Raw genomic sequence first — 20,225 nt, 5'->3', positions numbered from 1 at the left:
ATGCAGATTCTATGGTTATTTTAGCATGAAAGAGAGGACCAAGCAAGGAATCCTTGCCTCCTTATCTACCTTTTTTCCTCTATTTTTGATATACTCAAAGCATGCATAAACAAACAATTATTGATTTTAAAGAGCTTGGATTGCGACAGCTTTTCACCAAGCCGCTAAAGGAATTAAAAACAAGAGACCTTGACCAAGTAGAGACTCTTCTGAGAGAGGTGGAAGCCTATCAGGAAGCTGGTTTTTATGCCGTAGGCTATGTCAGCTATGAAGCCGCTCCTGCTTTTGAGAAAAAATTAGCCGTCCACCCAGCACCTCTCATGGGAGAGTATCTCCTCTATTTCACCATCCACGAAAAAGTAGAAACCCTTCCTTTCCCAGAGGACTACGAGGCAGTGGATCTTCCAGCCAATTGGCAGGAAGAGGTAGAGGCGCCTGCTTATCAAAAAGCCATCGAGACCATCCAGCACCACATCCGCCAAGGGGATACCTATCAGGTCAACTACACTGTCCAGCTTTCTCAAGAGCTAAAAGCTGACCCTTTGGCCATCTACAATCGCTTGGTGGTAGAACAGAGGGCCCATTACAATGCCTTCATTCAGCACGATGATGTGTCCATCCTCTCTATTAGTCCTGAGCTCTTTTTTAAACAAGATGACAGGCTACTGACCACGCGCCCTATGAAGGGGACGACTCGTCGTGGGCTTACCAACCAAACAGATCTTCAAGAGGCTGCTTGGCTAGAAGCTGATCCCAAAAATCGAGCAGAAAACATGATGATTGTCGATCTCCTCCGCAATGACATGAACCGGATTTCGGAAATTGGAAGTGAGCAGGTGACCCGTCTCTGCCAGGTTGAGCAATACTCTACTGTTTGGCAGATGACCTCGACCATTGAAAGTCGCTTGCGCCCCGAAGTCGACCTAGTCCAAACCTTCCAGGCCCTCTTTCCTTGTGGTTCTATCACAGGGGCACCGAAGATTTCTACTATGGAAATTATTCAACAGACAGAGGTTGCTCCTCGTGGCGTCTACTGTGGAACGATCGGTATCCTTCTTCCAAAAGGTAAACGAATTTTTAATGTGGCCATCCGAACCCTCCAAATGCAAGGGCATCAAGCCATCTATGGCGTAGGTGGAGGCATCACTTGGGACAGCAAATGGGAAAGTGAATACCGAGAGACCAAGCAAAAATCAGCAGTCCTCTACCGACAAGAGCCTCGCTTTGAGCTCCTGACGACCGGCCGCATCCACCAAGGAAAACTGACCTTCCTGGAGCAACACCTGACCCGTTTGAGAGAGGCCAGCCGCTACTTTGCCTACCCTTATGATGAGCCAAAACTCCTGAAAGAACTTCAAGAAGAGCTTGCTCGTTGTGATTCCAACCTTGACTATCGTTGTCGGATTGCCTTGCAAAAAAACGGGTCCTTCCAGCTGGCTATCACCGAACTGAAGGACTTGCCAGCTAGCTATCTGCAGGCTCAACTGACCGAGCAAAAGCTTGATTTAGCGAAGCCATTTACTTATTTTAAGACTAGCCAGCGAGCCCATCTAGTAGCTAAAGATCACGAGCAGATCTTCTATCTTCCTGATGGCAGCTTGTTAGAAACGACAATTGGCAATCTCATCCTTGAAATCAAGGGTAATCTCTATACCCCACCAGCTCACCTCCCTATCCTCGACGGGATTTACCGCCGCCATCTCTTAGAAACTGGACAAGTAGAAGAAAAACTGTTAACGCTGAAGGATTTAGGAGTCGCTGACCAAGTCTATGCCTGTAATGCCCTGCGTGGCCTCTATCCACTCGATTTCACTAGAGAGGAATCAGAATGAAACTTATTTTTATACATGGCCTAGGCCAGGATGCTCACTCTTGGCAAGGGGTCCAAGATGCACTTTCCCCCTTGCAATCTGAATCTTTCGCTATTTTCTCCCATCCAAGCGAAAGCTACCAAGAGGCCAAAGAAAGATTGACGGAGCACCTCCAGCAAGAAAGCGAGCCCTTTATTCTGGTTGGACTCTCACTGGGAGGCGTTCTCGCTCTCGATCTCTCCAGCCGAGACTTGCCACAACTCAAGGGCTTGGTGCTTTCAGGGACGCAATACAAACTCAACACCAATCTCCTCTATAGGCTCCAAATTCTCCTTTTTCGTCTGATTCCCAAACATGTCTTTGAAAAGCAGGGGGCCAATAAACAGCACATGTTGCAAATCTTTACCGAATTAAAAAGCCTCAATCTAACCGATACCGCTAAAACTTGCCCTCTTCCTAGCTTAGTGATTTGCGGCAGCAAGGATGGGGCCAATCAGGCTTCTTCTAAAAAGTTGGCCAATCTCCTGCCTAAAGGTCACTATCTAGAAATCGCAGACGGGGGCCATCTACTCAATACTCAGAAACCCCATGAACTTGCAGAAGCCATCAAGGAGTTTGTTGGTGAATTTAAAAATGAAGAGGCTAGCTTAAAAAACAGTTCCTCTTAATGTAGATAACGTATTTTTTCATGTTACATAACTTAAAAAATCAAGAAATGTTTATATTTTTAAGTTATGCATGAATATCTAGAGGCTTTCCGCCGTGAGAAAAGTGCCTGAAACACAATTGTTTCAGGCACTCGGGAGTTTTGGAACCTTAGGTCCAAAACTAAGTCATGGAACTTCTTCGAAGTTCGCTGACGTCCGTACTCACCTAAGGAAAGCCTCTAAGAAAACTTATTCTTAAAGTCACGGCTAACTTTTAAAAGGTTAGTCATTTTTTTAGAAATATTTTAGAATTGCTTGATAGTTATTTGAAAAGCAAGCTGTATACTAAGAGTGTAAAGAAAACAACTAGTCATTTGGACGAAGGAGAAAACCATGGAAAAAGTATTAGAAATTTCCCATTTGAGTAAAAAGTTCGGTCAACAATACGCCTTAAATGATGTGAATCTCACCATTCGCAAAGGCGACGTCTACGGCCTCATCGGTAAAAACGGGGCAGGGAAAACCACCCTCATCAAGGTCATCACCCAGCTGATTCAAGAAACTGATGGAAGCGTCTCCCTCTTCGCTTCCACGAATCGCTCTCAGTGGACACAAGCCCTGAAACGGGTCGGATCTGTCATTGAAAGTCCTGTGGCTCACAAGCATATGACCGCTTATCAAAACCTAATCTACTATTGCAAGGCACGCCATATCCCCAATCCCGACCAGGTCATCAAAGAAACCTTGAACTATGTCGGCCTGAATAATACGGGTAAGAAGAAATTCCGCGATTTTTCACTCGGGATGAAACAACGGTTGGGAATTGCGATTGCGCTCATTGCCAAGCCCGACTTCCTCATTTTGGACGAACCCATCAATGGTCTCGATCCTGTCGGAATCAAGGAATTCCGTCAGATGATCAAGCGCCTCAACGATGAACTCGGCATGACCATCCTCATTTCCAGTCACATCCTCTCCGAACTTTATCTGGTTGCCAATCGCTTTGGCATTGTCGACCAAGGACGCCTGATCAAAGAAATTAGCAAGGCTGAATTCGAAGAACAAGGAGAAGATTACATCATCCTCAAAACTAGCCAACTAGCTCTTGCCAGTCAACTGATCCAGGATCAGCTCCATCACCGTATCAAGGTCATCGATAAGGATGGAGAAATCCATATCTTTGGACAGACTCACGATATTAAAGTCATTGTCAAAGCGCTCGTTCAAGAGGATATTGACGTGGATGAAATCTACTATGCTCGCCAAGATCTGGAAAAATTCTTTACGGACTTGGTAGACTAGTCAACCCACCGTCTTGCATTACTTATCCCACATATTTCATTTAGGAGATTTATCATGTTGCATACCATTCAAGCAGATTTTTACAGACTTTTTCGCTCAAAAGGTTTTTGGATTACAGAAGCCATTCTCGTTCTCAACATCCTGTCTGGAGTCATCTTTGGAGCTACCGGCCACGTCGGCGTCAATACGGAATCCAAATTACCCCAAGCGACCGAAGTTTGGACGGGCTTTAAAGCCTTGACCAACTACTCTTCCAGCATCAGTGTGACTATCCTCTTTACCATTATTGTCATCACCTTGGTTCTAGGAACAGACTTAACGCAAAACTTATACAAGAATAATCTGGCCTATGGGGTTTCGCGCACCAGCTACTACTTTGCTAAAAGCGCCGTTGTCCTGACCATTGCCCTCTTCCAATTTCTTGTTTCTTATGGTCTCGTCTTCTTAATCGCGACCCTCTACAATGGACTTGGAACCATGCCAGAGCACTTCCTTGCTCATTTTGGACTGACCGTGCTGATTCAGTTCCTTTCCACCTTAGCTTGGGTCAGTATCATTTCCTTCCTCCTTTACGCTAGCCAATCCATCACCTTGGCCTTCGTCGGCTACTTCATTGGAAATATCCTCTTAAGCCTTCCTGCGCTTTTCTTTAAAGATATTGACATTCTCCACTATCTAAACTTGGAATTCCAATATTCCATGGTACAGAGCACAACAGCAACGAACAACACTCTCTCGATTTCCCTTGGATTCATCCTTGTTTTCGGCTTCCTAGGACTCGCTACTTTCAAACACAAAGATTTATAACAAAAAGGCTTGAGCGATGCTCAAGCCTTTTTTCTTAGTGTAATGGTCAAAACAAACCAATCTGCCTCTGTTGCCAGTTGCAAGTCGCCCCCTAAGATCTCTACAAAATTTTGAATAATGTAGAGACCCAAGCCAGAAGACTCTTCTGTATCCGACAGATTTTCAGAGTAGAATCGACTAGCCAGTTGGTCTAAATGTTGAATCGGTTGTTGCACAATATTGCGCAGCTCTACCCGAATCGTGTCCGCGTCCGACATCAAGGTCAAACGCGCCTGCTCCTTTCCATGTTTGAGGACATTGCTGAGCATATTTTGCAAGAGGCGCTCCCAAAGCTCCGGATCCGTAGCATAATGAAGATGCTCCTCTATCTCCACTTCTAAGGCAATCCCCGCCTCAGACAAGCTATCATAATACTGGAACAACTGCTGGGTCAGGACTTGGCTGAGATTAACGTCTGTAAGCCGAGGCTGAATAGCTCCCTCCATCAAGCGTCTGTATTCCAAGAGAGATTCCAGGCGTTTTGAGACAACTTGAAGATTGGAAGCAATTTTCTTCAGCTTTTCCTCTTCCTGCGTCCCACCCTTGATGATTTGTTGGGTATAGCCCGATGCAATGGTCAAAGGCGTTCGGATATCATGAGCAATATTACTGATGGCCATATCCAAGGTCTTTTTCTCTTGAAAGGCAATCCGATTGGTCCGCTCGATCTGTTCAAAGAGATCACTTACCTGCTTGGTCAAGGCGACCATTTCTTTTTTTGAAACACGTGACGTTAACCGCACCCCACTCCCATTTTGGAGCTTCTTTTGAATCTGCTCCTGCAAATCTTTGAGAGCAGAGAGTAGGCGAAGGTAGCCAAGTCCCAAGAGAAGGACAAGGACGACTAGAATTAGAACCAATCCCCACATTACTTGTCTCCTTTCAAGCGAACACCCAAGCCCCAGACGGTTTCAATGTAATCCTCATTAGGATCAAGCTGGGCAATTTTCTTCCGGAGATTACTCAATTGGGCATTAAGGGTATTGTCTCCAGGCAGATAAACTTCTTCCCAGACCGCCTCATACAATTCTTCCTTGGTGAAAATTTTCTTTGGATGTGCCAGCAAGGTCTCAAAAATTTGAAATTCTTTTTTGCCCAAGCGAAGCGTCTGTTCGCCAGACTCCAGTTCAAAGGTTTCTGGGTTCAGGACCAGATTTTTAAAAGTCAGCTTTTTCGATGATGGAGGTTCCTGTGCCGGAGTGTTGTTATTTCTCAACTGCACCGTCACCCGAGCCGCCACTTCATCCAGATTAAAGGGCTTGACAATATAATCATTGGCACCGGCAAGGAGGTACTGGCTAATGAGGTGTTTGTCTCCAAGAGCCGTCATCATGATGACCGGCACCTGACTCTGCAAACGGATCTCCTCCAGGACCTGATCGCCATTTTTCCCAGGAAGCATGATGTCTAGGAGGACCAAATCAACGGCTTCTTGCTGGAAGAGCCGCAGCCCTTCTGTACCTGAAAAAGCCTGAAGGACCTCATGATCTTCACTTAAGAGACTGTATAAAATTTCTTGGATATCATTATTATCCTCGATTAATAAAATCCGTGCCACTTGCCTCGCTCCTTTTTCCTTTGAACTCCAAATCATTTCTATTACCCTAGCCTATCAAATAAAAGCTCCTTCGTCAATGAAAAATGCAAAGAAAACACTCGATCAAGAAGAACTTTCTTCCTAATCGAGTGTTGCATTAGTTGACAGAAGCTCCATTGGTCGCAATGACTTCTTTGTACCAATAGAAGGATTTCTTACGTGAGCGGGCTAAAGTTCCTTTTCCTCCATTGTCCCGATCAACATAGATAAAGCCGTAGCGTTTCTTCATTTCTCCAGTCCCGGCAGAGACCAGGTCAATACAGCCCCAAGTCGTATAGCCCCAGAGGACAACACCATCTTCATGGATGGCATCCCGCATGGCCTTGACATGGGCAGCCAGGTAGTCAATCCGGTAATTATCCTCAATCTCCCCTGCTTCATTTGGTGTATCAACTGCCCCTAATCCGTTTTCCACGATAAACATCGGCTTTTGATAACGATCCCAGATGGTATTGAGGGTAATGCGGAGACCAAGAGGGTCAATCTGCCAACCCCATTCCGAGCTTTCTAGGTAGGGGTTCTTCAGAGAGGCAAAGATATTGCCCGCTGTTTTCTCCCTTTCAGCTGGATCACCTGAAGCGACCCGACTGGCATAGTAAGAGAAGGAAATAAAGTCTACCGTGTGTTCTTTCAATAATTGAAGGTCCTGCTCGGTCATCTCAACCGTGATTCCCTGACGCTCCCACTCTTTCTTAGCATAGTTTGGGTATTCCCCACGCGCCTGCACATCGATAAAGAAATAGTTTTTGCGGTCTTTTTCTAGACCAGCCCAGACATCTCGCGGAGCACAGGTATGCGGATAGTTTTGCCCTGCTGCCAGCATACAGCCGACCTTATTGTTGGAATCAATCTCATGGGCTAGCTTGGTGGCAATGGCTGAAGCGACCAACTCATGGTGAGCCGCCTGGTATTTGACTTGCTCCTCATTCTCTCCTTCTTCAAAGCAGAGACCCGCTCCCATAAAAGGCGCATGGAGGATCATATTGATCTCATTAAAGGTTAGCCAGTAGTTGACCAAGCCCTTGTAGCGAGTGAAGAGGGTCCGGCAAAGACGTTCATAACATTCCAACATCTTGCGACTACGCCAACCTCCATACTCGGTAATCAAATGCATGGGACAGTCAAAGTGGGTAATGGTCACCAAGGGTTCAATGCCATACTTGTGGCACTCCTTAAAGAGCTCTTCATAGAACTGTAGACCTGCTTCATTTGGCTCCAGTTCATCCCCTTTGGGGAAAATCCGAGACCAGGCAATGGACAAGCGATAAGTTTTAAAGCCCATTTCCCCAAAGAGGGCAATGTCTTCCTTGTAGCGATGGTACATATCAATGCCATCCTTAGCCGGATAAAAATAGCCCTCTTCAAAGTCAAACATCTTTTTCTGACCCGTAATAATGGCGTGACGATCAGGACCAATCGGTACCACATCCACATTGGCCAAGCCACGGCCATCTTCATTATAAGCTCCCTCACACTGGTTAGCAGCCGTCGCCCCACCCCAAAGAAAACCATCTGGAAATTGAAGTTTATCGGTCATCTCTCTACCTCACTTGATTTGATAGTTCTATTATACCCTTCTCTAACCAGAAAATCTTACAACATCCTAGGAAAAACTGATACTATTCTAAGATTGTTTTTGTTCACGCGCAATACAAAAAGTCCGGAGGACTCCGATTTTTTAAAATGCATACCAATTATTTTTTGTCAAATATAAATATTGGTCTTTCTTAAATCTAATAAATTCTGTTAAAATAGAAAAATTTTATTCGTTAGAGTTATTCAATCATCTACTGAAACTTTCCGCCGTGAGAAAAGTGCTAGAAACACGATTGTTTCTAGCACTCGGGAGTTTTGAAACTTTAGGTTCAAAACTAATTGAACACTGGCTGCGGATTGTGTCAAAAAGATAAGCTTTCCTAGAATCAAAAGATTCTGCGTCAAACTTCCTATTTTGACTTTATCCGAAGACGCCCTTAGTATCTTGATTTAGTCATGGAACTTCCTGGATTGCTGAAATCATCCACTGGATAATTTCACCTAACGTCCGTACTCACCTAAGGAAAGTTTCAAAGAAGATTTTGTCTTTAATAAAAAAGACCGGATGGCTCCGATCTTTTCTATAGTTCATTTTCTCAAATTCTATTTTAAGAATAGCTAAGGTTGACGTTAAATGACCACGCCTCCTATTTCATACGATAAAAATCAATCACTAGACCAGCAGGGCCACTTACTAGCAGGGATTCGGTTCCCCAATCAGTTACAACTGGCCCATGTAAAATCTCAATCCCTAATTCTTTCACACGCTTTTGATTCTGTTCCAAATCTTCAACTTCAATGTGTAGAATGATTCCTGACTGAAAATTTTCCAAAGGAATCAAATGATTTTGGGATAACATGAGACAGTGACTGCCAATCGTGAACTGAGCAAAACTTTGGTCAACATAGTCCGCCTTTTTGTCCAAGATACGCTCCAAGCTAGCACATACTTGGGGAACATTTGAAACGATAATATCTAATTGATTTAAATTCATTTACTATCCTCCAGAAAAAGACCGGATAGCTCCGATCTTTTCAAGTTCTGCTCTAAGAAAATCAAAGTATAAACAAGGCATAGAACCGCAGACAGTACTGGAGTACGGCAAGGTGAAGATAACGCAGTTTACATTTGATTTTCGACGAGCAGGATTATTTGATTGCGCGTGATTGCAACCCTTCTTCTTCCAAGAAGAGGCGGAATGGTACAAGCTCTTCAGCTTCGTATTTTTCTTTGAAGGCTTTAATAGCTTCTTCTGAGTGTTGTTTTGGATCCAACTCAAGTACTTCTACTGGAAGTGGACGATGTGGAGTGATGTGAGCATCGATAACAACAGTTTTACCTTCTTTGTTCAATTTAACAGCTTCAGCAACGACTGCGTCGATGTCTTCGATACGGTCAACTGTAAATCCAATAGCTCCTTGAGCTTCAGCGATTTTCGCATAGTCAGCATTAGGGAAGTCACAACCAAACAAGTGTTTGTTTGTGTCTTCGTATTTGTCCTTGATGAAGGCATATTTACCATTTGAGAAGACAACGTTGATAACTGGAAGGTCGTATTGAACGTTTGTGATAACGTCTGGGTAGCACATGTTGAATGCACCGTCACCCATGATGTTCCATACTTGGCGATCTGGATTGTCTTTCTTAGCAGCGATACCACCAGGAAGGGCAATACCCATTGTCGCAAAGAGTGGAGATGTACGCCACATGTTCTTAGGTGTCATGTGAAGGTGACGAGTTGATGTTTGAGTAGTGTCACCTACGTCGATTGAATAGATAGCGTCTTGATCAGCATGTTTGTTGATTGCATTGTAAACTTGATACAATTGCAATTCACCCTCAGTTTTACCTTCGAGTTTGTTCATGTAATCACGCCAGTTTTGGTTATTCTTAACGTTTGCACGCCACCATGGAGTAGATTCAACTGGATTCACTTTATCAAGGATTGCTTTCGCTGCTTGACCTGCATCACCAAGGATTGAAGCGTCTAGGGCATGACGTTTACCAAGTTTGTAAGGGTCGATATCGACTTGGATGAATTTTTCAGTGTTCTTGAATGCTTCGTATACTTCAGCAAATGGGAAGTTTGAACCAAGGAAAAGAACTGTGTCTGCTTCAAAGACAACTTCGTTGGCTGGTTTCCAACCAACACGGTAAGCAGAACCTGTCAAACCTTCGTAGTTCCATTCGAACGCTTCAAAGTTTTTACCAGTTGTGATGATTGGTGCTTTGATTTTACGTGACAATTCAGTGATCACTTCACCAGCTTTAACACCACCGTAACCAGCATAGATCACTGGACGTTCAGCATTGTTCAAAATTTCAACAGCCTTGTCAATTTCAACTTCGTTCAAAGCAGGAGCGATGAATGAACGCTCGTAAGAACCTGATCCGTAGTATGAGTTTTCGTCGATTTCTTGGAAACCAAAGTTTACTGGAATTTCAACGACAGCTGGACCTTTTTTAGAAACGGCAGCACGGCAAGCTTCGTCAATCACTTTTGGCAATTGCTCAGCGTAAGCTACACGTTTGTTGTAAACAGCGATACCGTTGTACATTGGGTTTTGGTTCAATTCTTGGAAGGCATCCATGTTCAATTCGTTAACTGGACGTGATCCAAGGATAGCAAGGAATGGAGTGTTATCCATAGCTGCATCGTAAACACCGTTGATCAAGTGAGTTGCACCTGGTCCACCTGAACCAACTGCAACACCGATAGATCCGCCAAATTTAGCTTGCATAACCGCTGCAAGAGCACCTGTTTCTTCGTGACGAACTTGCAAGAAACGGATATCTTTGTCTTCAGCCAAAGCGTCCATAAGTGAGCTAAGTGTTCCTGATGGGATACCGTAGATAGTGTCTACGCCCCATGTTTTCAATACGTTGAGCATTGCTGCAGATGCAGTAATTTTTCCTTGAGTCATAAATATAACTCTCCTTCAATAAAAATAATTGTCAGTCTTTGAACTGAATTCGACAAAGAGTGAAAACGTTTCAAATAACTTTACTATATCAATTTATCACGTTTTATTGTCCTTGTATAAGAATATGCTCACTGAATGCCTGGAACTATTACATAACACAAAGCACATATCTGTTCTGTTTCTGCCAACTATTTTATAACAGAAGTCACAAACCGCATAAGGGCAAGGTTTTTGCTTGTTGTAGAATTAGTACAAAATAGAGTGTTTCCCCAAACTGTTTTATAGAAGACATTAAAAAATCCTAGCTGGAAAATCATTTTCCTTGCTAGGATGGGTTATATTTCTCTTTGAAGAGCCTTACTCAAGACCCTGTATCCTTCAATTGTTAAATGAAGTCCATCTGTTGTATAAGCCGGTTTGAGCTGACCATCTTCTCCAAGCAAATGATCAAAAACATTGATAAATTCAACATTTATCATCCCTTGGGCCAATTCGTGGTAGGCCTGGTTCAAGGTCTGAATCTTCTGATTGGTCCGAATATAGACTGTCCCCTTGTAAGGCTCTCCCTCATTCACAGGAAGAACCGAAACGAGTTTGATTTGCGCCAAGGGCAAGAGCCGCACCATCTCCTGCAGGATAATGCTCATGTTATCAATGGTTTCCGACAGGGGCATTTCCTTGCCAATGTCATTAGTTCCGATCAGTAAAAAGACCTTGTCCACTGCTTGACCGAAAATATGGGCATCTAGATGCTCTCTTAAGAGGTCTGTCTTGTAGCCTCTAATCCCCCGATTCACCATATACTGATTCGTCAACAGCAACTCTTGAAGGGGATAGTATTCGACGATAGAGTCTCCTATAAAAAGAATATCGGGTTCCCTCAAAGGATTTTGATTCAGTTCTCGGTAATTCTTCTGTATTTTTGCCTGTTCTTTCAACAGCCAGGTTTCTAATAATTGTACAGCCATAAAGGCTCCTTTCGATTCGTATAGTAGAAACTGTGCAAGGTAGGATAAGATCCTAGTCGAAGCTGATCCTTCCATCCAAGTAAGCTTCGATGACTTCGTAGACTCCATGATTCTGATGAGAAGGCGCCGTATAGCGGGCTGCTTGTCGCGCATGGGGATCCGCATTTTCCATTGCATAGGAATAGGTCGCTAACTCAAGCATCTCGAGATCGTTTTGGCTATCGCCAAATGCCATCAGATGCCCACCATCCACGCCCCAGCGTGCTTCTAAGAATTGAATGGCCGTAGCCTTATTGACACCCGGTTGCAGAATATCAATGGCTCCATAGCCACTAGCTGCTGGAAGCAGGCGCTCTCCAAACTTTTCTCGCAGCTCTTGCACAAAATCTTCGACTTTTTTAGTCTCCGTGACGACACTTAACTTCAAAACTTGCTCGCCATGTTCATGGACCAAATCATCCACAAAGCGCATCCGTTTGTAAAAAGCAGCTGCTAACTCAGGCGTCATCAATTGCTCTAAAAGAGGAAACTCTGTTCCTTTCTTGGCATAGCCTCCCGATAAGCTACTAACGACCAGATGAAGTTCTTCTTCTCGGCCTTCTAGATACTGCAAGACCTCCTGCACCAGCTCTTCCGGCCAGCTGCACTCTCGGATGAGCTTTCCCTTCTCTAATATCCGTGCCCCATTGGCCAGCACCAAGGTGACGCGATCTTTCAAGTCTCCCAATACATGAGCCATACGGCTATAGCCATTCCCTGTCGCAATGACAAAAGGAATCCCTCTTTGGTCTAGCTGATCCAGAATGCAACTCAAGCGCTCATGGTCCACTTCTCCTTGCTCGTCCATCAGAGTGCCATCCATATCTGTCGCAATCATTTGTAGCATACCGCCACCTCTTTCCATCTTTCCCCTATTATACACCATTCCCTCATCATTTTGGAGCCTTCTCTACCATAAATCGCTCCTCTCCTCCTTCCTTAAAATTTAAGAAATTCCACTGAATCCTCTTTAATTTTTGGTCCAATTTTATTATAATATAAATAGTAGATTTCCCTGTATGAGTAACTAGCAGACCCTTTCACACACCTGGTAAAAACGTCTGCTACTCCCGAAAAAGATCTAAGAGGTAGGCATGAACACAAAGACCTTATACCGCCAAACATCCTTTACCAATAGCGATTTCCCTTTTTCAATCAGACAGATTAGAACCCAAAATGGACAGCCAGATATCTTATTTCACTGGCACACCGATATTGAGATTATTTATGTCAATGAAGGGACTGCTCAGTTCCATATCGACTATGAATATTTTAATAGTCAGCCTGGTGATATTATTTTGATCCGCCCCAATGCCCTCCACTCCATCCACCCCATCCAGAGTTCTTCTCATACTATGGATGTCCTGCATTTTAATCTGGACCTGATTGGGATTACCCATAAAAATATCGCCACTCTAAAATATTTACAACCCCTCTACAATGGGGATTTTGAATTTGTCCGACGCATTCAGGCCCAATCACCTGGTTACGAAGAAATCAAACAGAGCCTCTTAACCTGTATGGCAAACGGAAGAGAACAAGGACCCTACTATGAACTCCGACTTAAATCCCAGCTCAATGAACTCCTCTATCTCCTCTTCTCTCACAACTATATCGTCGAGAAAAAGTTCTCAACAGACGCTTACCGGAGAGAAGAAAAAATCCGTTTGGTCCTCGACCATATTTCGAACCATTACCAAGAGGAGCTCATGATTGAGCATTTGGCAGAGCTGTGCCATTTTAGCCCGACCCACTTCATGAATTTCTTTAAGAAACAATTAGGGATCTCTTGCATGGAGTACATCATTCAATATCGACTGAAAAAAGCGGCCCATCTCCTCCAGCATTCCGATCAGGCAATCATTGATATCGCGAACCAATCCGGCTTCAACAACCTCTCAAACTTTAATCGTCAGTTCAAGAAATACTATCAGGTCACTCCAAGCCAATACCGAAAAGCTTGTCTTTAACCAATAGATCAAACAATAAAAGCACATAAAACACAAGTGAAGTTTGCGTTTTATGTGCTTTTAATTTTTTACAACAGAAGGTCTGACAAAGCCTAGCAACCTTCCTCTTTATCACTCAACATTCTATTCAAAGACCATTTCCCTGTCTTTTCATATTGTCCAATTAATTCTTGGGAAGTTTGAGTGATTTCTGAAGGAAAATGAAGGCTTTTTAATGTATTGACCGCATTCTTCGTTACTGCAGCCCCCTGCTTTATCTGATAATCAAAGACGATTTTCCCATCAACATAGCGACTGTCAAAATGATAATTATCATTTACTGCACCAGATGCCGCAACTAGCTCAATATCATGACTCGAAATCATATACAAGCAATCGTGTCTCGATAGCCAGCGGACAATCCCTAAGCCAGACCCAATTCGCTCAATGGTATTGGTTCCCTTAAAGAGTTCATCAATAAAGAAATAATGAAAACCAGACTTTTCCAGACTCTCAATCATTCGGAGAATCGTTTTGCTCTCTGTAATAAAATAACTATCTCCAACCTCGATATCATCGCTGACATCCATAGAGGTCATGACATGTCCATAAGAAAGCTCCAAACTGTCGCCATAGGCGAAGCCCAAACCCTGCGCTAAAATACAGTTAATGGCTACCATTTTCAAATAAGTGGATTTCCCGGAGGCATTATCCCCACTAATCACCATATTTCTTTCAAAACTAACATCATTAACAACCGGATCCGCTAGTAAAGGATGGTAGATCCCCTTTCCTTTAATCCCAGCTTCTTCCTTAAAATTGGGATGACAAACCAAATCAACATCACGCTTATGGCGTAGAAGGCTGATGGCTACTTCCAATTCCCCCAAAAGATTGATTGTTTCCTGAGCTTCTTTCTGATGAGTCCTCACTTGCTGGTAGATATAGATTTGGGCAATCTGCGGAATTAAGAAAAGAAAATTAAGGTAAATCAGGATAATTTCCATCTCGGAGCTTCCTGTTGGACTTTGTAAGATGCTGGAAATGACTTTCGTCTTCTTAAATGGTTGGATAGCCTGTTTGAGGTTTTCTTGTTTTGGTAGCACTAGACGGCTCAGCTTTTCCGCTGAAGCAAAGATACGAACCAGGTAACTAACTTGATCCAAGCGCATTTTATTCGACCAATTCCGAATGCTCGAAAAAATGATATTAAACGTCACACTCGCTATCAAGACTGACATGGCTTGAATTTTAAAAAACGGAAGAAAGAAAAGAGAGAGGACTGGCAAACACGCTAAAAAAAGATAGAGAGAAAGATAGATCCTCGAATCTTGCTTCCCTGGATTCGCCACAATACTTCTAGCCATATTGTGGTTCTTTTTTCCTAACTGGTTCATAACAACCTGAACCTTCAGACGAAGATCCGGGTGATGTTCAAAGAAATCTTCTAACTCCTGCAAAGATGCATCTGGTTGAAAGTTTATCAAACGCAGCTTCTGATACAAAGCCTCAGCACCTATACTAGACTGTGTATAGTTTAGCTGATCAAAGACTCTATGCATGTCTAAATCATGCCAAGTTTGACCATCTACTTGACTATCCGTTGGCTGGAGTGTAGATGCCAAAAGCATTGTTTCCACTAAACTCTCTTCACTATCATTTTTTATAAAAAAAGGTTTTCCCTCCCAAGCCTTGGCTAATTTTTTTCTCAGACGAATCGTTGCTATCCGATTTGTTAGAACCATAATGATGATCAGTCCAACAAATCCAATTGGTAACCATCCAAGTTTATCCATTTCTTAATCCGCCCTTCCTACTGCCAATTCAGATTCACATGTTCCTTCACTTCTTGATAGGCTGTATCAACACGCGCCTTTGTTTCATCATCCAATTGGTCCCGATACTTGCCTCCTTCAATCCAGTCCTCCAAGATATAGGTCTGGAAATGATAGAGTTCATAGCCTTCAGGAGAATAACTGTCCTTTGGCGTCCGGTTGACCCAAGTAGGATGAGCTGTGGCCGTTTTGATCCGTGTCTTACGCCCTACCTTCTCAATGGTGATATCCATCAAGATACCCCGTTCGGTCCATTGGGCATTGTCTATCCCTTCCATGGTTTCCATCCGCTGATTGGAAAGGAAATTCCCCATAGAATAAACGATCAATTTCTGTTGCCCATCCTTATCCACAATCTCAGCAGGCTGGACGACATGAGGATGACCACCCAAGACGATATCCGCTCCCCAAGAAATCATCTTATGGTATAGCTCCTTTTGTTCCTCTGTCGGTTCTAACTCATATTCATTCCCCATCTGAGGCATGACAATGGTCATGTCTGCTTCCATCTCAGCTTTTTGGATTTCTTGACGCATCCGCTCCTCATTGAGATCCGATAGACGGTTATCATAGTCCTCTTGTTCTAGATTATATTCCATCCCATTAAACCCGTAGGAGTAAGCCAAGATCGCAATCTTGATCCCATTTACTTCCTTGATCAGGATAGGGGCTTGATCTCTCGTCTCATGTGGGTAGACACCAACCGTTTGGATCCCCGCGTCTTCAAAGGCCTTGGAAGTCGAAAACAGCCCTTCCAAGCCAGAATCGAGGATATGGTTATGTCCCAGGTCCATCACCTGGTAGCCTGCATCCTTAATCGAAGCAACCACCTCCCCAGGGGCATTGAAAATCGGATAGCCCGAAAGCCCATAATCCGAATTGATGGTCCCTTCAAAATCCCCCAAGACCAGATCCCCTTGCTTTAACCATTCCTGAGCATAGTGATAATTCTCGGAAAAATCATAGCTTCCATCTTCCTTGGCGGCACTCATATAAATCAAGTCATGATAAAGTTGATCTCCATTTGCCATGATCCGAGCCGTATGCGGTAACTGATCCGGATGAACTTCTTCTTGCTTTTCAACGACTTCCGGCATTTCTAGCGCTGTAATGGGAAAACCATTCCATTTTTGAACCCACAAGACCAGATTTGCTGCCGCAAATACTGTAATCAGCAAACCATAGACAAACTGTTCGTTGGTCAGGCGGAAAGCGGTCACCTTTCCCAAGCCAATATCAAGCCAGTCGTTGAGCATCCTGAGGATATCTTTCCCAAGCTCGCTCCATCTCTTTAAGAGATCCTTCCAATTCTTCATCATCTTCTCTTCCTATTCAATTCTCTTGCACTTGTCAAAGGCCTCTCCCTAGCATCTTGATGGTACCTTTTACATTCTCACACTTCTCTAACATTCCAACTTTCTCATCTCAGGTTTATACAATGAGCCACTAAACCCATATCAAACCTAGTATTCATTGAAATGCTTTCTCTTCATTGTATCACAAATTTTAAGAAGAGAAAAAAGAGAGCAGGACAGAAGCGCCATTGTTTAGAAACGCTTCATCGTCCTGCTCCTGCACAGTTGATTAATTCATATAAATGATCGATCATCATTTCTTATCGTTTGATTTGGACAAGCTAATCGCAACCATGACAAGACTTAGGAAAAAGGCCGAAAGCAGCCCTTTTGTCGTCCGATTCATAAAAGGTTGATGGAATACAAAATGATTATAGGCAGTAAATCCTAATCCAATCAGAGTTACCATAGCCGAAAGTGAAAAAATTGTTAACCACAAATTTCTATTTTTCATCATAAACTCCGTTTTTCGATTTAATAGAAAGGCCCTCTTATTTCAAAGCCTTTAATAAATAACCATAACCTTCTTGCTCCATTTCCTCTTTTGGAATAAAGCGCAGTGAGGCCGAATTGATGCAATAGCGAAGGCCACCTTGGTCTTTTGGTCCATCGGTGAAGACATGGCCGAGATGGGCATTACCTGAGCGGGAACGAACTTCGATCCGCTCCATCCCGTGGCTATGGTCCTGGTAATAGTGGACGACATCTTTGGCAATGGGACGGGAGAAACTTGGCCAGCCACAGCCAGAAGCAAACTTATCCTTGGCAAAAAAGAGAGGCTCCCCAGTCGTAATATCCACATAGATGCCCTCTTCAAAGGTCTGATCGTAGGCATTGTGGAAAGGACGCTCCGTCGCACTCTCCTGAGTGACTTGGTACTGTTCTGCTGTCAGTTTCGCCTTTAAGGTTTCTTGATCTGGCTTCTGATAGGCTGCCGGATCAATCAAGGGTTGGGCTGCATCCGTCACATCGATATGGCAATAGCCTCCAGGATTCTTCTTGAGATAGTCTTGGTGGTAGTCCTCAGCCAAGATATAGTGACGCAAGGGCTCTAGCTCCACCGCGATCTTGTGCCCCAGTTGCTCTTCTTGCTCCGCAAACACTTGGGCGATCACCTGACGATCCGCCTCGTCTAGGTAATAGACACCTGTCCGATATTGGCGGCCTCGATCATTTCCCTGCTTGTTAACGGACAAGGGATTGATCACCCGGAAATAGTAGAGCAGAATTGCGCGTAAAGTGATCTTGTCTGGATCGTAGATAACTTGTACAGTCTCTGCATGATCCGTTTCCTTGATCAGTTGATAATTGGTCGTTTCTACCTGGCCATTGGCATAGCCCACCGTCGTCTTTTCTACACCGGGGATCCGAGAAAAATACTCCTCTAAGCCCCAAAAACAGCCACCTGCTAGATAAATCTCTGCCATCTTTTTTCCTCGCTTCCTGCATTCCCTAAGAGGAACTCTTAACATCTATTAGCTCCATCATAATCTAAGAGCCTCAGATTTTCAAGGATTCTGCATCAAAAATCCCTTCTACTATACTAGTAAAAGGGATAAAGGCACTCCCACTTATTTTTCAAATAAGAAAAAGAGCGAATAACCAAGATTTCGTAGAGACACTAAAAACTGATGGAAAAAATCATGCATGAGAGACATGTCCCACACCTCCTCTCAATCATCTGATGTTCCTAGGCGACTCCTTCAACACTAAAGAACCACCGTCGGTCCGTAGACCTGTAACTGAGGCTTCACAACCTCGTAATGCCAGTGATCATAAGCTCGCCAAGCTTGAAAGGTTTCTTCATTTAAACGCAACCCGCTCAGACCAATCAATAAACTAGCGGTCTGATAAAACTTCTCCAACTCGATCAACAGGTGATTGTCTATCCTTTGAGCCTTCAATAAAACTTTCAACATCTGATCTAGATTTTCTTTAAATCGAAAGGCATCATGACTGGCTTTGCATTCCCTAGAAAAGGCTGTTTGGAGAGTTTCGATCTTCGTCCTCGCCTCTTGAATCACATCCCTTTCTCCCATCGAAATCACCTTCCTTTTCACCTCCATTGTACACCTTTTTCTCTCTATAAAAATGGAAAATCTCTAAAACTAGGAACAGAATGTTCTCTCTGGATAAGAAACTATAAAAACTTCCCCAAGTTTCCACTCGAGGAAGCTCTTTTCAAAAAATTAGTCAATGTAGTGCAATTTTCCACGGAAATCTTCTAGACTTTGGTAGCCTTTTTCTTCCATGATGGCTTTGAGCTCCGCAGTAATGCGTTCAAAAGCCCCCACTCCTTCTTTATGAAGCGTGGTTCCGATTTGTACCATACTCGCGCCACAAAGGATATGTTCAAAGGCATCACGACCAGTCAAGACGCCCCCAGTCCCTACAATCTGAATTTCTGGATTCAGACGTTGGTAAAAGGCATGGACATTGGCCAGAGCCGTTGGTTTGATGTATTCGCCACCAATCCCACCAAAGCCGTTCTTCGGACGGATCACAACGGATTCATCCTCGATGTAAAGGCCATTTCCAATCGAATTGACGCAATTGACAAACTTGAGCGGGTATTTGTTAAAGATCGCTGCAGCTTGGTCGAAATGAACGATATCAAAATAAGGTGGCAACTTGATCCCAAGAGGTTTGGAGAAATAGGCAAAGACCTCTGACAAGATCCGATCCGTCGTCTCAAAATCATAGGCGATCTGAGGTTTTCCTGGGACATTGGGGCAGGAAAGGTTCAATTCAGTCAAACCTTTAAAATCACTTTCTTGCACCTTTTTCAAGATGGTATGGGTCTCCTCAGGAGACATGCCGACAAGAGATAGGAAGAAAGTCCGGTCGGGATCCGTTTCTTGCAACTCCAATAAGTAATTCAAATAATAGTCCAAGCCTTGGTTAGGAAGGCCCATTGAATTGATCGAGCCCAGTGGGACATCTTGATAGCGTGGCTCTGGATTTCCAGAACGGAACTCCAAGGTGGCTGTCTTGGTCACAAAGGTCCCAGCAGCTGAGTTCTTCACTTCCTCTAATTCCTCAGTGGTCATACAGGCCACACCTGCCGCATTCATCAGGCAGTTGTCAAATTCAAAACCAGCAATTTGCGTCTTTGTCGATACCATCTTCTTCTCCTTGAAATGAATTCTTACAGCCATTATAGCACGAAAAGGAGGATTCATGGCTAGAAAACTAAAAAAGAGCAAGGATCGTCCGGAAATAGAAAAAATTACCATAAATGTTATCCATTTATTTTCTATATAGAGGTGAAAAATCAGACATTTTTCCAATCCTATCGTCCTTTCGCATCCATTTTTTCCCACTTCATAGGTAGTTGTGAAAATTTTCAGAAAATTCAACTTTTTTCTTTACAAGTCAAAAAAAGTCTGCTATAATTATCGACGTAATAAAACAT

Annotated in this window: 18 protein-coding genes; 5 read left to right on the top strand and 13 right to left on the bottom strand. The window is 43.5% G+C overall.

Going from position 1 to position 20,225, the window contains the following annotated elements; genetic code table 11:
• Positions 1–101 precede the first annotated feature (101 nt).
• The 4 genes from pabB to ADF75_RS08290 all read left to right on the top strand — a co-directional run bounded on the left by pabB (position 102) and on the right by ADF75_RS08290 (position 4,567).
• Positions 102–1,832 carry an aminodeoxychorismate synthase component I gene (gene pabB / locus ADF75_RS08305; RefSeq protein ID WP_048691168.1) on the top strand — a complete coding sequence of 577 codons (1,731 nt, stop codon included), beginning with the start codon at positions 102–104 and terminating at the stop codon, positions 1,830–1,832.
• Positions 1,829–2,479 (top strand): alpha/beta fold hydrolase, encoded by a 651-nt coding sequence (locus ADF75_RS08300; protein WP_048691170.1) that lies wholly within the window; start codon positions 1,829–1,831, stop codon positions 2,477–2,479. The genes pabB and ADF75_RS08300 overlap by 4 nt, the downstream gene beginning before the upstream one ends.
• 372 nt (positions 2,480–2,851) lie before the next feature.
• Positions 2,852–3,760, top strand: a complete 909-nt coding sequence (locus ADF75_RS08295) for an ABC transporter ATP-binding protein (RefSeq protein WP_048690315.1) — start codon at positions 2,852–2,854, stop codon at positions 3,758–3,760.
• 54 nt (positions 3,761–3,814) lie between these two features.
• Positions 3,815–4,567, top strand: a complete 753-nt coding sequence (locus ADF75_RS08290) for an ABC transporter permease (RefSeq protein ID WP_048690317.1) — start codon at positions 3,815–3,817, stop codon at positions 4,565–4,567.
• A gap of 20 nt (positions 4,568–4,587) precedes the next feature.
• Here the strand turns inward: ADF75_RS08290 and ADF75_RS08285 are convergent, their stop codons facing one another.
• The 7 genes from ADF75_RS08285 to ADF75_RS08255 form a co-directional block, all read right to left on the bottom strand.
• The gene (locus tag ADF75_RS08285) at positions 4,588–5,475 is read right to left on the bottom strand and encodes a sensor histidine kinase (RefSeq protein ID WP_048690320.1); all 888 of its coding nucleotides are present in this window, start codon (positions 5,473–5,475) and stop codon (positions 4,588–4,590) included.
• Positions 5,475–6,164 (bottom strand): response regulator transcription factor, encoded by a 690-nt coding sequence (locus tag ADF75_RS08280; protein WP_048690324.1) that lies wholly within the window; start codon positions 6,162–6,164, stop codon positions 5,475–5,477. Before ADF75_RS08280 ends, ADF75_RS08285 begins: the two co-directional genes overlap by 1 nt.
• A gap of 136 nt (positions 6,165–6,300) precedes the next feature.
• Positions 6,301–7,740, bottom strand: a complete 1,440-nt coding sequence (locus tag ADF75_RS08275) for a 6-phospho-beta-glucosidase (protein ID WP_048789788.1) — start codon at positions 7,738–7,740, stop codon at positions 6,301–6,303.
• A gap of 646 nt (positions 7,741–8,386) precedes the next feature.
• Positions 8,387–8,734 carry a VOC family protein gene (locus ADF75_RS08270; protein ID WP_048688664.1) on the bottom strand — a complete coding sequence of 116 codons (348 nt, stop codon included), beginning with the start codon at positions 8,732–8,734 and terminating at the stop codon, positions 8,387–8,389.
• A 154-nt stretch (positions 8,735–8,888) separates the two neighbouring features.
• The gene (gene spxB / locus ADF75_RS08265) at positions 8,889–10,664 is read right to left on the bottom strand and encodes a pyruvate oxidase (protein WP_048688661.1); all 1,776 of its coding nucleotides are present in this window, start codon (positions 10,662–10,664) and stop codon (positions 8,889–8,891) included.
• A gap of 335 nt (positions 10,665–10,999) precedes the next feature.
• On the bottom strand, positions 11,000–11,632 hold the full coding sequence (locus ADF75_RS08260) for an SGNH/GDSL hydrolase family protein (protein WP_048789787.1): 633 nt from the start codon (positions 11,630–11,632) through the stop codon (positions 11,000–11,002).
• A gap of 52 nt (positions 11,633–11,684) precedes the next feature.
• Positions 11,685–12,518 (bottom strand): Cof-type HAD-IIB family hydrolase, encoded by an 834-nt coding sequence (locus ADF75_RS08255; protein WP_048789786.1) that lies wholly within the window; start codon positions 12,516–12,518, stop codon positions 11,685–11,687.
• A 247-nt stretch (positions 12,519–12,765) separates the two neighbouring features.
• Here ADF75_RS08255 and ADF75_RS08250 point away from each other — a divergent pair, with 247 nt between their 5' ends.
• Positions 12,766–13,641: an AraC family transcriptional regulator gene (locus ADF75_RS08250; RefSeq protein ID WP_048789785.1), complete on the top strand. Its 876-nt coding sequence runs from the start codon at positions 12,766–12,768 to the stop codon at positions 13,639–13,641.
• A 92-nt stretch (positions 13,642–13,733) separates the two neighbouring features.
• On the opposite strand, the gene ADF75_RS08245 is transcribed toward ADF75_RS08250, so the two are convergent.
• The 6 genes from ADF75_RS08245 to ADF75_RS08220 all read right to left on the bottom strand — a co-directional run bounded on the left by ADF75_RS08245 (position 13,734) and on the right by ADF75_RS08220 (position 19,935).
• Complete coding sequence (locus ADF75_RS08245) at positions 13,734–15,416, bottom strand: MutS-related protein (protein ID WP_048789784.1); 1,683 nt, start codon at positions 15,414–15,416, stop codon at positions 13,734–13,736.
• A 17-nt stretch (positions 15,417–15,433) separates the two neighbouring features.
• Positions 15,434–16,711, bottom strand: a complete 1,278-nt coding sequence (locus tag ADF75_RS08240) for a CapA family protein (RefSeq protein ID WP_239665213.1) — start codon at positions 16,709–16,711, stop codon at positions 15,434–15,436.
• 352 nt (positions 16,712–17,063) lie between these two features.
• Positions 17,064–17,267, bottom strand: coding sequence for a hypothetical protein (locus ADF75_RS10850; RefSeq protein ID WP_082160978.1), 204 nt, complete (start codon positions 17,265–17,267; stop codon positions 17,064–17,066).
• 34 nt (positions 17,268–17,301) lie between these two features.
• Positions 17,302–18,237 (bottom strand): peptide-methionine (R)-S-oxide reductase MsrB, encoded by a 936-nt coding sequence (gene msrB, locus ADF75_RS08230; RefSeq protein ID WP_048789783.1) that lies wholly within the window; start codon positions 18,235–18,237, stop codon positions 17,302–17,304.
• A gap of 282 nt (positions 18,238–18,519) precedes the next feature.
• The gene (locus tag ADF75_RS08225) at positions 18,520–18,876 is read right to left on the bottom strand and encodes a hypothetical protein (RefSeq protein WP_048789782.1); all 357 of its coding nucleotides are present in this window, start codon (positions 18,874–18,876) and stop codon (positions 18,520–18,522) included.
• A gap of 123 nt (positions 18,877–18,999) precedes the next feature.
• Positions 19,000–19,935 carry a dihydroorotate oxidase gene (locus ADF75_RS08220; RefSeq protein ID WP_048789781.1) on the bottom strand — a complete coding sequence of 312 codons (936 nt, stop codon included), beginning with the start codon at positions 19,933–19,935 and terminating at the stop codon, positions 19,000–19,002.
• Positions 19,936–20,225: the final 290 nt, after the last annotated feature.

The organism is Streptococcus sp. 1171_SSPC, assembly GCF_001069335.1.
Taxonomy (GTDB): Bacteria; Bacillota; Bacilli; order Lactobacillales; family Streptococcaceae; genus Streptococcus; species Streptococcus xiaochunlingii.
Note: the sequence above shows the minus strand (reverse complement) of the source record. Positions and strands in the feature narration are given on the sequence as shown.

Coding starts and splice junctions, on each gene's coding strand:
- ADF75_RS08250 (WP_048789785.1), top strand. CDS start 12,766: ATGAACACAAAGACCTTATACCGCCAAACATCCTTTACCAATAGCGAT.
- pabB (WP_048691168.1), top strand. CDS start 102: ATGCATAAACAAACAATTATTGATTTTAAAGAGCTTGGATTGCGACAG.
- ADF75_RS08270 (WP_048688664.1), bottom strand. CDS start 8,734: ATGAATTTAAATCAATTAGATATTATCGTTTCAAATGTTCCCCAAGTA.
- ADF75_RS08225 (WP_048789782.1), bottom strand. CDS start 18,876: ATGGAGGTGAAAAGGAAGGTGATTTCGATGGGAGAAAGGGATGTGATT.
- ADF75_RS08300 (WP_048691170.1), top strand. CDS start 1,829: ATGAAACTTATTTTTATACATGGCCTAGGCCAGGATGCTCACTCTTGG.
- ADF75_RS08240 (WP_239665213.1), bottom strand. CDS start 16,711: ATGCTCAACGACTGGCTTGATATTGGCTTGGGAAAGGTGACCGCTTTC.
- ADF75_RS08260 (WP_048789787.1), bottom strand. CDS start 11,632: ATGGCTGTACAATTATTAGAAACCTGGCTGTTGAAAGAACAGGCAAAA.
- ADF75_RS08275 (WP_048789788.1), bottom strand. CDS start 7,740: ATGACCGATAAACTTCAATTTCCAGATGGTTTTCTTTGGGGTGGGGCG.
- ADF75_RS08285 (WP_048690320.1), bottom strand. CDS start 5,475: ATGTGGGGATTGGTTCTAATTCTAGTCGTCCTTGTCCTTCTCTTGGGA.
- msrB (WP_048789783.1), bottom strand. CDS start 18,237: ATGGCAGAGATTTATCTAGCAGGTGGCTGTTTTTGGGGCTTAGAGGAG.
- ADF75_RS08295 (WP_048690315.1), top strand. CDS start 2,852: ATGGAAAAAGTATTAGAAATTTCCCATTTGAGTAAAAAGTTCGGTCAA.
- ADF75_RS10850 (WP_082160978.1), bottom strand. CDS start 17,267: ATGATGAAAAATAGAAATTTGTGGTTAACAATTTTTTCACTTTCGGCT.
- ADF75_RS08290 (WP_048690317.1), top strand. CDS start 3,815: ATGTTGCATACCATTCAAGCAGATTTTTACAGACTTTTTCGCTCAAAA.
- spxB (WP_048688661.1), bottom strand. CDS start 10,664: ATGACTCAAGGAAAAATTACTGCATCTGCAGCAATGCTCAACGTATTG.
- ADF75_RS08245 (WP_048789784.1), bottom strand. CDS start 15,416: ATGGATAAACTTGGATGGTTACCAATTGGATTTGTTGGACTGATCATC.
- ADF75_RS08255 (WP_048789786.1), bottom strand. CDS start 12,518: ATGCTACAAATGATTGCGACAGATATGGATGGCACTCTGATGGACGAG.
- ADF75_RS08220 (WP_048789781.1), bottom strand. CDS start 19,935: ATGGTATCGACAAAGACGCAAATTGCTGGTTTTGAATTTGACAACTGC.